This is a genomic window from Chitinophaga sp. S165 (genome assembly GCF_003182155.1).
In the GTDB taxonomy this organism is placed as follows: domain Bacteria; phylum Bacteroidota; class Bacteroidia; order Chitinophagales; family Chitinophagaceae; genus Chitinophaga.
On sequence record NZ_QGTG01000001.1, the window covers coordinates 587,475 to 600,708 of the forward strand.

At 45.5% G+C, this 13,234-nt stretch carries 8 protein-coding genes; 5 read left to right on the forward strand and 3 right to left on the reverse strand.

The annotated features are described in order from the left end of the window. The first annotated feature begins 83 nt into the window (after positions 1–83). Together C7475_RS02215 and C7475_RS02220 are read left to right on the forward strand one after the other, a co-directional pair. Entirely contained in the window at positions 84–2,630 is a 2,547-nt protein-coding gene (locus C7475_RS02215) for an outer membrane beta-barrel protein (protein WP_158286394.1), read from the forward strand. Positions 2,631–2,655: 25 nt separating this feature from the next. After that, entirely contained in the window at positions 2,656–3,345 is a 690-nt protein-coding gene (locus C7475_RS02220; RefSeq protein WP_110050592.1) for a hypothetical protein, read from the forward strand. A 28-nt stretch (positions 3,346–3,373) separates the two neighbouring features. Here C7475_RS02220 and C7475_RS02225 read toward each other — a convergent pair whose 3' ends face one another. After that, a complete protein-coding gene (locus C7475_RS02225) occupies positions 3,374–5,836 on the reverse strand; it encodes a TonB-dependent receptor domain-containing protein (RefSeq protein ID WP_110050594.1) in 2,463 nt (820 codons plus the stop codon). 327 nt (positions 5,837–6,163) lie between these two features. On the opposite strand from C7475_RS02225, the gene C7475_RS02230 reads away from it, so the two are divergent. Both C7475_RS02230 and C7475_RS02235 read left to right on the forward strand, forming a co-directional pair. Beyond that, positions 6,164–7,291: a sensor histidine kinase gene (locus C7475_RS02230; RefSeq protein WP_110050596.1), complete on the forward strand. Its 1,128-nt coding sequence runs from the start codon at positions 6,164–6,166 to the stop codon at positions 7,289–7,291. 15 nt (positions 7,292–7,306) lie between these two features. Next, complete coding sequence (locus tag C7475_RS02235) at positions 7,307–8,050, forward strand: LytTR family DNA-binding domain-containing protein (RefSeq protein ID WP_233259745.1); 744 nt, start codon at positions 7,307–7,309, stop codon at positions 8,048–8,050. A gap of 61 nt (positions 8,051–8,111) precedes the next feature. Here the strand turns inward: C7475_RS02235 and C7475_RS02240 are convergent, their stop codons facing one another. Then, positions 8,112–10,337 carry a xanthine dehydrogenase family protein molybdopterin-binding subunit gene (locus C7475_RS02240; RefSeq protein WP_110050598.1) on the reverse strand — a complete coding sequence of 742 codons (2,226 nt, stop codon included), beginning with the start codon at positions 10,335–10,337 and terminating at the stop codon, positions 8,112–8,114. A 1,287-nt stretch (positions 10,338–11,624) separates the two neighbouring features. Here C7475_RS02240 and C7475_RS02245 point away from each other — a divergent pair. Then, positions 11,625–12,173: an NADPH-dependent FMN reductase gene (locus C7475_RS02245; protein WP_110050600.1), complete on the forward strand. Its 549-nt coding sequence runs from the start codon at positions 11,625–11,627 to the stop codon at positions 12,171–12,173. On the opposite strand, the gene C7475_RS02250 is transcribed toward C7475_RS02245, so the two are convergent. Further along, positions 12,157–13,158 (reverse strand): outer membrane beta-barrel protein, encoded by a 1,002-nt coding sequence (locus C7475_RS02250; RefSeq protein WP_110050602.1) that lies wholly within the window; start codon positions 13,156–13,158, stop codon positions 12,157–12,159. The genes C7475_RS02245 and C7475_RS02250 overlap by 17 nt on opposite strands. Positions 13,159–13,234: the final 76 nt, after the last annotated feature.

Consider the following 13,234-nt stretch of genomic DNA (forward strand, 5'->3'; position numbering starts at 1 on the left):
CATTAACTTTATTCCTGTACTCGTTAACCTTCTTCCATAGCACTCACAGCTACTTTTGCATGGTCTGTAAACATAAAAGGACCATGCGAAGTTTTACCATTTTTAGTCTGCTGTTATTAGTTACTGTCAGCCTGTTTGCCCAAAACAAGGATAGCGTGCGGACAGATACCGCTAAGCCCAGGGTACGCGACCTGAAAGAAGTGGTCGTTGAAAGCCGTACACCCATCCGTATGAAAGGCGATACGGTAGAATACAACGCGGCACAATTTAAAACGAAGGAGAATGCGGTAGTGGAAGATCTGTTGAAGAAGTTACCCGGCGTGAAGGTGGACCAGGGAGGTAATATTACGGCACAGGGAGAAACAGTCGGAAAAGTACTGGTGGACGGAAAAGAGTTCTTTGGGAATGATCCGACAATTGCTACTAAAAATCTGCCTGCGGATATGGTGTCTAAAGTGCAGGTGCTGGATAAGGCAAGCGACCAGGAAGAATTCTCCGGTATTGACGATGGCAATAAAGTAAAGACCATCAATATTGTTACAAAGAAGAACAGTAAAAAAGGCTATTTCGGGAACATCTCCGCAGGCATCGGACCGGACGGCAAGTATGACGGCGGACTGAATATCAACAGTCTTGTGGGGGAACAACAACTTTCACTTCTATTCAAGGCGAACAACGTTAACAAGTCCGGCTTCTCAGCTTCTGAGCTGATAAGGATGGTTAGCTCCAATCCGGAGTTATTCAATAATCTGCCTGCTGCTGCCATTGCTGAACTTAGTAAGATGAAGGGGGTAACAATTAACAGTGACGATCCTTCGGAGAAGGCGCAACTGGCGCGTCCTACAGGTATCAACAATACACAGTATGGTGGCGTGAACTGCAATAATGACTGGAATGATGTGCTTAAGTTACGCAGCAGTTATTTCTATAATCGTTTCACCTCACGCAATAACTTTAATTACGATCGCCATTACCTGCTGCCGGATACTGCTTATAATTATCTGCAACAGGGAATTTCACAACAGGAGAATAATAACCATCGTGGTAATGCGGCGATTGATATTAAGCTGGACGATTACAATTCACTAAAGCTATCACCGGTTATAAACAACAACACAGCTATCCTCAACAGCAACAGAAGTTATCGTTCCTATAATGCGGATAATACGCTACTACTCAATGAAGGTGAACAGGCATTGAACAGCAGGAATACCAATACGAATGCAAGTGCCGACATCCTGTACCGTCACCGTTTTAATAAACCCGGCCGGACATTCTCCATTACGGTTACGCCGGAATATTTAAAGCTGGAGAATAATTCCCTGAACATCTCCCGGAACCAGTATCATAACCTGGGAACGATAGACAGTATTAATCAGCAGATGACGGGGCATTCCGACAACTATTCGTTGAACAATAACCTGGTCTATACAGAACAGCTTTCAAAACATACGGCCCTGCGACTGACAGAACAGTTTAATATCAGTCAGGGCGATTATAAACAACTGGCCTACAATATCAATCATGCTGATGGCAGTTATTCGCTGATAGATGACCGGTATAGCGATATTTATAATAGCACGATTACAAGGAATATCGCCGATGTGGCTATTGCCGGCCGTTATAAGAAGTTTAACTATACTTTGGGGCTGAGTATCGAGAATAGTCATCTGAAGGGAAATTCTGACTATAAGACGTATCGTCTCAATGGGTCTTATAACACGCTGTTACCACATCTCTATGCACGCTACCGCTTTTCGAAGTCAAAATACCTGACGCTTAACTATAACAGTAATGCTGTTTTACCGGGGCTTAATCAGCTGCGCCCACTGGAAGACATCAGCGATCCGCTTTATATAAAGAGAGGAAATCCAGGACTGAAACAGGCTGTTAATCAGAGTATGACACTGGCTTACCTGGCAAACAACGTTTACAGGAATACGTTCACCAATGTGCAGTTGCGCATGTCCACGATCAGGGACCAGTTCACTGATGCCTATGCAATTGACAGCAGTGGCAGACAAATCATTTCGCCCATTAACGCCAATGGCTATTTCTCAGGAAGCCTTCATGGAGAGCGCTCTGTTCCCTTTGGAGGCAATGGTTCTGATCTGAGCTTTGGCGCGGAATTGTCCTACAATAGGTATCCCGGTTATTTTAATGCCATTGCCGATGATATCAGGCAATGGGGTATTACGCCGGATTTCAATTTCAATTATTATCCTGTCAACAATCTTAGTGTGACGCTAAGAGGAGATGCTACCTGGAATGACAGACGATCCAGGGCTAATCCGAACGCCAATCAGCAATACTGGTTCCTGAACTATGGTCTGGACCTGATGGCTACACTGCCCTGGAAAATGAGTGCTGATGCAGGTCTGGAATGTTATACCACCACCGGCCTTAGTGCGGCGTACAATAATACGGTAGCGCTGCTGAATGCCGGTATTGCCAAGGATCTCAGCAAACAGTTCTCTCTTCGCCTGGAAGGGCGTGACCTGCTGAACCGGAATAAGAGCTTTAACAGGCTGGCGCGCAACGGGTATACGGAAGACAGGCAGAATAATGTGCTGGGCCGCTACTATATGCTGAGCCTCATTTGTAAACTGCGTCATTTCAAAAAACAATAGTCACTAACAATTTAAATAATCACATATGCAACACATTCTTCGTGCACTGCTTCTTACTACAGGTGTAGGCTTGGTACAGCAATACAGTTTCGCACAGGATAAAACACAGGGACAGATCCATTATGAGATCGTTTATCATGTTCATGCGTCTTTAAAGCCTGATCAGATGCAGTATAAAGACCTGATACCGGAATCGGTTATTGAAAAAGCAGAACTGATATACAAAGGACAACGCCTCAAAGCTTACTTTAATGATGAAGTTAAAAAAGAGGAAGACGGCGTCAGCTCAAGTATCAAAGTGGCTACAGACGATGGTAACGAGCGGTATGTGGACCTGGACAAGAAAACACTCTGGTGGGTAGATAAAACAAAGAACCCGGCGGTGCTTGTTGAAAAGGCCGTATTTGAACAAGACAAGGACAGCGATAAGGAAGTAGAACATCCGGACACGAAAAAGATCCTGGATTATAACTGCCGGAAGCTTACGTTTAAGTCAAAGGACGGTATGCGTACCATCTGGTATACGACAGAACTGCCCTTGAAAGCGGGTACGCCACTGGGGCAGTTTACCGATAAGGGCGTGATACTGGGACTGGAAAGTAAAAAAATGAGCTTTACTGCCACCAGCATCGATTTCGTACCGGTGGCAGAAGATATCATAACTCCCCCGGCAGACCTAAAGATCGTTAAAACCGGCGACCATAAAGGAAAGTAGCCGACTGAAAGGGGCAGGAGGGGAGTGGTTAATCCTTCCTGATCCTGTCTCTTTCGTCTTTTGACCCACTCTCCTTCTTCGTAGTCTTCAAAGTGCCTGTACCAAAGGGTTTTGACCAGGACAGCCTGAAGATAGGGGAGCGGCTGGACTCCTGCCTGATCGTCAAATGATTTTTTATGTGGAAAGCTTCTTCAGTAATAGTGCCGTAATCAACATTGAAGCTCATGGTGGTGAAAATATCTGATACAGATAGCTGAAGACTACCGGCATTATTTTTCAGCTCCTTTTTCACACCAGCGCTTACTGTACCCATTCTGCCGACTTTTATAGTGCCGTTGTAGAAAGGAGAATTGTACCAGCCGGTCAATTCCGCAGAGAAATTTGCAGGAAGTTTGAACGTCTCAGTAAAGTTCAGGGAATATCCGAAGTAACTTTTTGTAACAGGTTGTAAAGTGTGATCTGCTTTAAATTGCCGCAGACCGCCAGTAAAGCTATAGCTCATGTCCCACCAGTTATTTACCTTAAATGGGAGCGTGGTTTGAAAGGTGATATTATTCTGGTAAACAAGGTTTTGTGGTGACACGTACAGGATATTAGCTGCCGGGCTTTCACTTAACTGGTAACGTGCAATGGGATGATCATCCCTGCTGAAGAGCAATGAAAAAATATAAGCGTCGTAGCTATACCCCAGCTTGATATTGTTCGTAATAGTTGGCTTCAGGAGTGAATTACCAGCGTAAACGGCCGTAGGATCACTATAAGCGACAAAAGAAGCGAGGTCATTATAAGACGGTCTGCTGATCCTTTTTGTGTAAGATAATTGCAGATCGGAATGCCCGTTCAGCTTTTTGGAGAGGAAGATGTTCGGGAATAAGGTGGAGAGTTTTCTGTCCACAGTATGTTTGTCTGTTTTCGTATCATCCATAGTAGTACGGGCATATTCATATCTGGCCCCGGCAGTCAGACTAATGGATGGCGATAGCTGTATATTAGCCGAAACATATGCAGCCGCGATACCTTCTTTCATACGCATTTCGTTGATCGTCTCGGTCCTGTTAACCCAATGGCCGTCTATCAGGCTCTCTATGCGGGATAAGGTATTGCTGTTGGTATAGGTACCTTTGATACCGCCTTCCAGTTTTATCTTGTCGTTAAGCTGTTTGCTGTAATCCGTTTTAAGTACGCCCACCTGAATAACAGTATTGCCAAAGCCTTGCTGGTGAGGAGAAAACAGGCTGTCATTAGCGTTTACCGGTTTGCCGTTCTCATTGAGCAGGGAGCTGTATACCTGTGACGGATTATCATTCTTAAAATAGAGATAATCCATGTCTATATTGATCTTTGAGGTGGGGTTCAGTTCCTTTTCCAGGTAAACAGATGATATGAGATTACGCCAGCGGTTCTCCCTGTCAATTCTCCCATCAAAGGTAAGCAGGGAATCGGGCAGGAGACGGTAGTAAGCAGCAGGAGTATTGACTGTTGACGCCTTGCTGGCATTGTAGGTAAGATTAGCGCCTATGGTTGTTTTCCGGTTTAGTTTTATATCAGCGCCCAGTGTGATGTCGTGGTTATGTTGCCGGAGGTTTGTCGTATCCCAGCCCAGGACTTCCATTTTTCCGCCAAAGACGGGCATATCCTGGTAACTGAGTACTTCAAAATCGCTGTAACTACGATTGAATGAATAGTTATAAGAGCCATAACTGTTGATCTTCGCGCTATTGTGCGACAGGCTGATACTGGCGGCAGCCTTTTCTTTATAGCCATAACCACCTGTTAATGAAACAGTGCCGTTAGTGCCCAGCTGTTTGTCTTTTTTCAATACGATGTTGATCATACCAGCGCTGCCTTCTGCATCGTATTTAGACGAGGGAGTACTGAGCAGTTCTATCTTATCGATATCATCAGCACTCATACCGTTCAGCAGATTTACGAGTTGTTCCAGTGGCATACGTATCAGCTTACCGTTGAGCATAACGGAGACACCGCCTTTTCCATTCAGGGCGATATTATTGTTCCGGTAATCGATCATTACCCCGGGAGATCGTTCCAGGATGGCAAGTGCGGTACTGCCTTTTGTAAGCAGGCTGCTTTGTACGTTGACCACCATGCCTTCCGCCCGTTGCTGGAATAGTGGCTTTTCTGCTTCAATGACCACTTCTCCCAGTTGACGCGAGTTATCATTAACTACCTGGCGCCCGAAATCGTGCACCTTCTGTTGTGCGCTTAGTTCAAATACAGGGGAGTTCCAGGTTTGAAAACCCATACTGTTAAAGCGGAGGAGATACTTTCCGGAGGGAGTACCCTCTATGCGATAAGTTCCCTTTTCGTCTGTCAGTACTGCTTTCACAAGGGTAGTATCTGTTCCGTTCAGCAGCAGCACATTGGCAAAAGGGACTGGTTGTCCTGTGGTAGTAGCAAAGCTGCCGGAGATCTGTGCGAATGTAGTCTGCGTAAGCAATACCCAGCACAGGAAGAACAATAATCTTTTCATATTTCATTGATTTAAAGGGGACCATTCTACTTCAGCAGCCGCGAAGAGGGCTGTTTACACCTGATATGTCACTGCAAAGAAATGAGCGGCGGAAGGCTTTAAAAAAAGAGAATGACCACCAGCAGGAATGGATTGATAAAGTGCAGCAAACGGGTCGGAAGGCACATAAAAATGACCAAAATGGTGGGAGAGGACCTCTCCTGTAGCCAGGGAAACATTTGGTCAATTATTTCCTGCAGTTCAAATAGTATTACTTTAAAATCGGTGGAAACTGGCGTAACTTCCAGAAAGGCCTTTAGTATTCCCTACAGCTAAAATCCAGATGAAATGAACGCTTCATTATATAATCCGTCAGCGCAGAACTGGTTGATCAGGAATAAACTTTATCATCTTCCTTTCTGGGTGTTGTATAATTTTACCTGGTGGACGGTAGCAATGGGCAATCCGGTAAAGGCTTTTGCGGCGATATTCTTTACGGCGTTCATACTGAAATTCCTGTTTTATGTAGTGTTTCAGGCGCTGGCGGTATACTTCAATCTCTATTATCTCATTCCAAAATACCTGGCAAAAGGGAGGTTCACTCAATACCTGGTAGCGCTGCTACTTACGATCACTGCTGCTTCGCTGCTGATCATCCCCGGATATTATCTCAGTGCTTTCTTTTCCGGTCAAACCATGCAGCAGGCATATGGCGCGAACGGCGATTGTTTCTACGGATATCTGGGTACTTCGTTGCCATCCACTTTGGCAGCCATGACACTCGCGATGAGTATCAAACTTGGCAAGAACTGGCTGCAGACGCAGCGGAGGCAACAAGTGCTGGAGAAGGAAAAACTGGAAACGGAGCTTAATTTTCTGAAGCACCAGTTCAATCCACATTTCCTTTTTAATACGATCAATTCCATTTTCTTCCTGATCCATAAGAACCCTGATATGGCGTCAGCTTCGCTGGCTAAGTTTTCAGAGTTATTACGATACCAACTCTATGAATGCAATGACAGGCAGATCCTATTGTCCAAAGAGATCTCTTACATGGAAAATTCCATAGAGCTGGAGAAGCTCCGCCAAAACGACAATGTGTCCGTTAGTTTACGTATAGACCAGGAAAACAGCGGCCAATGGGGCATAGCGCCGTTCATCCTGATGACGTTCGTGGAGAATGCATTTAAACATGTATCGAAGCATACGGACAGGCACAACTGGATCAGGATACAACTGGACCAGGAGCAGGGGCAGCTGAATTTCCTGGTATCCAACAGTGCTGCAGATGTTGTAAGCAGCGACATTGTACATTACGGCGGCATTGGCCTGAAGAATGTGCAGAGAAGGCTGGACCTGCTCTATCCTGGTCAGTACAGCCTTGACATCCAACATAACGGCAGTAGTTTTGAAGTCCGTCTTCAATTGCAGCTAACGCCGCTGGAGCTGCCACAACCAATGCAAAAGATCGCCTGAATACAATAACACCTTATGATGATGAACTGTGTAATTACCGATGATGAACCGCTGGCCAGGGAAGGCCTTTCGAATTATGTGAGAGAGGTGGATTTCCTTCATCTGGTCGATACCTGTACCAATCCGGTTGAACTGATCAAAGTACTGGACCAGCATCCGGTAGACCTGATCTTCCTGGATATCCAGATGCCGAAAATGAATGGACTGGATTTTCTGAAGATCGTTCAGAAGCCGCCCATGGTTATTATTACTACAGCATTCCCCAGTTATGCACTGGAAGGGTTTCAGTTGAATGTAATGGACTATCTGTTGAAACCGATCACGTTTGACCGTTTCTTTAAAGCTGCGAATAAAGTGAAGGACTATTACCAGCTGCTTAATAAAAACACGCAGGCTGACAACTATAAACCTGACAGGGAAGAAGACTATTTCTTCATCAAATGCGGCAGCAAATACGAGAAGATCTATTTCGATGATATCCTGTATGTGCAGGGCATGCAGAACTATGTTACCATCTATACACGCAAGGGTAAATACATGACATTACTGTACCTGAAGAACCTCGAGGAAAACCTGGACAGGAAGGCTTTCATACGGGTACATAAATCTTATATCGTTTCTATCAATAAGATCGAAAGTATTGAAGGGAATGAGATCTTTATTCAATCAGACAAGATACCTATCAGCAGGAACTATCATGATATGGTAATTGAGCAGGTGGTGAAAAACAAACTGTGGGATAAGATCAAATTCTCCTGAAGCAGGGCATAAAAAAAGGTCCCACGTTATAATAACAGGGACCTTTTTTCACTGTCTGGTATCAAACGCCCGCCTTTTCCAGATGCACTTCCGGACGGGGGGATTCCCCATGCAGTTCGTGATTCATTAAAGGCAATGACCTGATACGTTTGCCGGTTGCGGCAAATATTGCATTTGTTAGAGCAGGCATGATCTGACCGGTGGCAGCTTCGCCAACGCCTCCGGGTTTTTCTTTACTGGGGAGAATAAACGTTTCTATTTCGGGTGTTTCATTGATACGCATCACTCTATAGTCGGTGAAACTATGTTGTTGTACTCTTCCCGCTTTAAAAGTGATTTCACTGTATAGAGTAGTTGACAGCCCAAATAGGATATTGCTGTCCATTTGCGCCAGGACGCCATCAGGATTGACAGCCGTACCACAGTCGACAACGCAGGTCACCTTATGAACCTGCAGCTGGCCATACTTTGTAACAGATACTTCCGCCACTACAGCTACAAAACTACCCATTGCTTCAGACACGGCAATACCTCGTCCACGTCCGGCAGGCAGTTGTTGGTCCCATTTACATTTTTCTGCTGCTACCTCCAGTACGTTCAATAAGCGGGGTGAATCTTTATACAACATACGGCGATATGCTACGGGATCTTTTTTAGTGGCATGAGCTAATTCATCAACCAGGCTTTCCATTGCGAAAATGGTATGGCTCAGTCCTACGGCCCTCCAGTTGTCTATAGTAATTGGCCAGACAGGCGTATTGACTTCAATCCGCTGGTCGCGGATACTTTTTACATACACGGCAGTATGCATGCCCTCAATGGAGTATTGATCAACGCCATTGATAACGGCTAGTTTTTCAAAAGGGCCGCCTGTCATAACGGACTGCCCGACAGTGACCTGTTTCCAGGCAATAGGCATGCCGCTATGATCCAGCCCGATCTTGAACCGGTGGAGGAATGCGGGACGGTACCTGCCGCCTTCTATATCGTCTTCCCGGGTCCAGACGGTCTTTACGACTTTGCCGGAGGCTTTAGCGACTTCTACGCCTTCACGTACAAAATCAGACCGTGTGATGTTCCTTCGTCCAAAGGAACCGCCCAGGAACTGCATATGGATGAAGACTTTATCTAAGGGTAATCCTGTTATTTCCGCAGCTGCGTGTTGATCGTCTGTTACTGTTTGAGTGCCAGTCCAGATCTCACATTTATCAGCAGTTAACTTTACTGTACAATTCAAGGGTTCCATAGGCGCGTGTGCGAGGAAGGGTTGGAAGTATTCAACTTCCACGACATGCGCTGCGTTCGGGAAGATACTGTCAGGATTGCCTGCATTGGTAGCAACGAGGCCGCCTTCGTTTGCACGTTGTTTGAACTCAGCCAGCAGGGTATCGCTGTTGATACGAACGGCCTGTCCGAGGTCCCAGTCAATTTTCAGTTTATCACGGCCCTTTCTGGCGGCCCAGTAATTATCTGCCAGTACAGCTATACCACTGGGTACAGCAACAACCTGGCGCACACCGGGAACGGCCATGGTAGCTGTAGCGTTATATGTTTTTACTTTGGCCCCGGGAACAGGCTCGCGGGCTACAACGGCAGTCAGCATGCCCGGAAATTGGATATCCATTCCAAAGATAGCTTCACCGGTTACTTTAGCAGGAGTGTCCAGCCGTTTAACACCCTTACCGATGAACTTCCAGTTGTCAGGGTCTTTCAGCCCAACATCAGTGGGGACAGATAAAGTTGCGGCTTCTTCAGCCAGCTCACCGTAGCTTAGTTTTTTATCGCCCGAAATAACGTAGCCGTCTTCGGTCCTGCAATCTTTTGCATCCACCTGTAAACGTTTAGCGGCAGTCTGCACCAGCATGGCACGCGCAGTAGCTCCGGCAATGCGGTAACGGTCAAATTCAGATAACAGGCTTGTAGAGCCACCTGTGCGCTGCGTGCCATAGATGGTATGGTAATAGATCACGGCAGCGGGAGCGTCTTCCACTTTTATTTGCTTCCAGTCTGCATCCAGTTCTTCCGCAATCAGCATGGCGAGCGAAGTAGAGATGCCTTGTCCCAGTTCGCAATGGGATAAGGTGATGGTGACGGTATTGTCTGTACCGATCCTGAGAAATGCATTAGGAGGTACTGCATTCAGATTATCTGAAGGAAGTTCCTCTTTACTTAGTAATCGTTTTTTACGGCCAATAGCTGGTACGGTAAAAGCGATCACGAGTCCGCCTGTGGCAAGGGCGGCATCTTTAATGAACTGTCTGCGGCCAGGCATGTGCGGTGTTGTCATGGCGTTACTTTTTAGACGGTTTGAATGGGATCTGTTCACATGTCATATACTAAAGGAAGGCAATCATTAGAGATCCTGGAGGACCAGGAAATGTGATTATTATAACCGCTATGTGATTGTAAATGTTCGGGGAGCGACCCCGGCGTTAAAGGTGCCAGGGCTTCAAGTATTTGTTGAAGGAGCGGTATATCCGTGATTTGTAAGGGCAAAGAATAGTAGCTTAATTTATTGATAATTATATACTTATAGTGAATGCTTAGAGTAAGGCTTGCGAAGGATTGAAAATCAGCAGGAGAGATGCAAGGCTATGAATTTCACATCTGTTTGCTTGAATTCTACAATTCCTAACGGGCGAGATCACAGGGCTACATTCAACATGAGATACGAGATATGCCTGTTTATGGCAAACCTTAATAACGACAGTAAAGAGGTAAATTATGACCAACGAAACTACAACGGCCAGGTGTTGGGATTTTCTGAAAACGGCGACCTTGTTCGGCAAAACAGGCGATGGGAAGGTCGGGGATAGACGGTTCTTCGGAAGTCCATTCTGATATTATTTTCTCATGCCAGGACCTTACATAGGAGATCAGTGGCGTATACATGCCGAAAGGTAGTCGTATGGCGGCTTTATACGTGAAGCATACATGGAGTTAAGGTGGACATGAGGTGGACTTGATCGCCATATGATTGAGGAGAAAATTATATTAAAATCATCCGTGGAGAGAAAGATATTTGAGCCATATGTATAGGCGTTGTTTTATAAAGAAGTATCTGCATCAGTTTAAAGCCTTGTAAAGCGATTAGAAGTCTGTTTAAATATGATAATCCAGGAAGAACAAATAGAAGAGAATTGAGCTTATTCTGACTTATAGCCTATTTAACATAATATAAATTATAAGTCTTATACGGATGAAATAAAATAAGGGAAGATATCGTATAAATTGGCCATAGCGCTGTGTTTAAGAAGTAATTTAGGGATTTATCGCTAAACAGCTTTCAGCCATTTTCATTCAGTTTTAACATAGGGATTTCATTCAAATATCAGCTTATGGATGAATGGTTTTCCTGGTCCGGATATAACAATTAGATTAGCAGCTTGCTAAAATAAACAGTCTGTTTTAGGCTGATCTATGCTTCAATAATTCGTCGATAAAGCGAACTTTTAAAGCCTGGAATTACATCGTTTGTCTGAAGATTAAATCTTGTTTTGGGCAATCAATTTGGGAAATTCCGGGGCTTTAAAACAGAGAATTTTCAACTACAAATTTACGAAAAAATCAAGGGATGACAGTCAGAATATTAGGAATATCAGGCAGTTTAAGAAGTTCTTCGTCCAATACAGCCTTGCTCAGAGCCATTGCTGCGATCGCTCCGGCAAACGTTCAGCTAACGGTCTATGATGGCCTGGACAAACTGCCCTATTTCAGTCCGGAGCTTGATACGGAAGGCTCCACTCCCATTGATTCCGTGCTTTCTTTCAGAAACCTGGTACGCGACGCTGATGCGGTTATATTCAGCACACCCGAATATGCTTTTGGCGTTCCGGGCGTGCTGAAAAATGCTTTGGACTGGCTTGTTTCCTCCGGGGAATTTGTACATAAACCTACTGGCGTGATCAGCGCGTCCCCGCTGGTTACCGGTGGCGATAAAGCCCACGCATCGCTCGTACAGACGCTGAATGTGATGACGGCAAGCATACAGGAGGAATATAAACTGATTATCCCGCTGGTACGTACAAAAATGGACCCTCAGGGAAATGTTACCGATCCTGAACTGGAAAGATCATTGTTAGCTTTGGTCAACAGTCTTGTCAGTGCTAGAACTTCCATTTGAGGCCTGCATTAGCGCCTAAACCACCAATGTTGATGTAGGACTTCAGGTCATTTGAAGGCTGGTCGTCATGCTTATAAGTAACTGTTGCACCTTGTTGGCTTACCGGTGTGTTGGAGCTCTGATCCAGTGTCGTCACATATTTTGTATGTCGCTCGGCCGTCGACAGGTCGCCCAAAGCGCGACGTTGTGTAGAGATCACAGTGCCATTGGCAGGATTCAGCAGCGCGATTGCTTCATCATAACTGGTCACTTCTTTTTCCTTGCTTCTTACAGGAATGTTCCTGTATTCGGCTTCAACAAAAATGTCAAACCTTTCAGACACCGGGAAAGCAACGCCGAGTGCCCCCTGGAAGCCGAGGGTAACATTTGGCTTGACAGTTTCATTCCTGTGGATCGTTGTTTGCGTCAGAACGGTTTGTCCGGCTACTACCGCAGACCCGCTGCGACTGGCGTCTGTTTCGATCTTCAGGTTGCCCCATAACGGCACGACCATACCAAAACGAACGTAAGGATTTACTTTTTCCAGTCCCGGGCTGACTACAACACCTGGCGCAAAATCGATGGCGTCTACATAACCATGTGATTCAATTTTACCGAGCGTCTGATTGCTACCGGCCATCGTGGTGACTTCACGTGTCATCAGATTTTTCTTGCTCCGGTAATAGTTGAACGTTCCTTCAACAGCAATATAACGGTTGATGTTCCAGCCGAAGGAGAGTCCTCCCCTCCCACCAGCGCCATAAGATCCGGTTAGCACCTTTTCGGAGACAGACGTGGACGATTCAGTTGCAGGATTGTATTCCAGGTGCTGATCATGCGGCTGATAGCTGCCGACCTTTGGGAATTGTCCCGGAAACACACTGAAATAGTAGCCTCCGGCGATCTTTACGTAAAACTTGGACGTAGGTTTAATACTCTGAGCCTGGGTTGCGGGCACAGAAATGACAGCGCATAGCGCAGCCAATAGGGCTGTTTTTGGTTTCATAACGGATTGTTTGAATTACTAGCTTGATTGATCTATAACGTGTATAGGTTCACAATTTATATGCCCAATAACGGGG

Bases quoted from the DNA above. Each gene is read 5' to 3' on its own strand.
- C7475_RS02225 (WP_110050594.1), bottom strand. From the start codon at position 5,836: ATGAAAAGATTATTGTTCTTCCTGTGCTGGGTATTGCTTACGCAGACT.
- C7475_RS02215 (WP_158286394.1), top strand. From the start codon at position 84: ATGCGAAGTTTTACCATTTTTAGTCTGCTGTTATTAGTTACTGTCAGC.
- C7475_RS02250 (WP_110050602.1), bottom strand. From the start codon at position 13,158: ATGAAACCAAAAACAGCCCTATTGGCTGCGCTATGCGCTGTCATTTCT.
- C7475_RS02220 (WP_110050592.1), top strand. From the start codon at position 2,656: ATGCAACACATTCTTCGTGCACTGCTTCTTACTACAGGTGTAGGCTTG.
- C7475_RS02230 (WP_110050596.1), top strand. From the start codon at position 6,164: ATGAACGCTTCATTATATAATCCGTCAGCGCAGAACTGGTTGATCAGG.
- C7475_RS02235 (WP_233259745.1), top strand. From the start codon at position 7,307: ATGATGATGAACTGTGTAATTACCGATGATGAACCGCTGGCCAGGGAA.
- C7475_RS02240 (WP_110050598.1), bottom strand. From the start codon at position 10,337: ATGACAACACCGCACATGCCTGGCCGCAGACAGTTCATTAAAGATGCC.
- C7475_RS02245 (WP_110050600.1), top strand. From the start codon at position 11,625: ATGACAGTCAGAATATTAGGAATATCAGGCAGTTTAAGAAGTTCTTCG.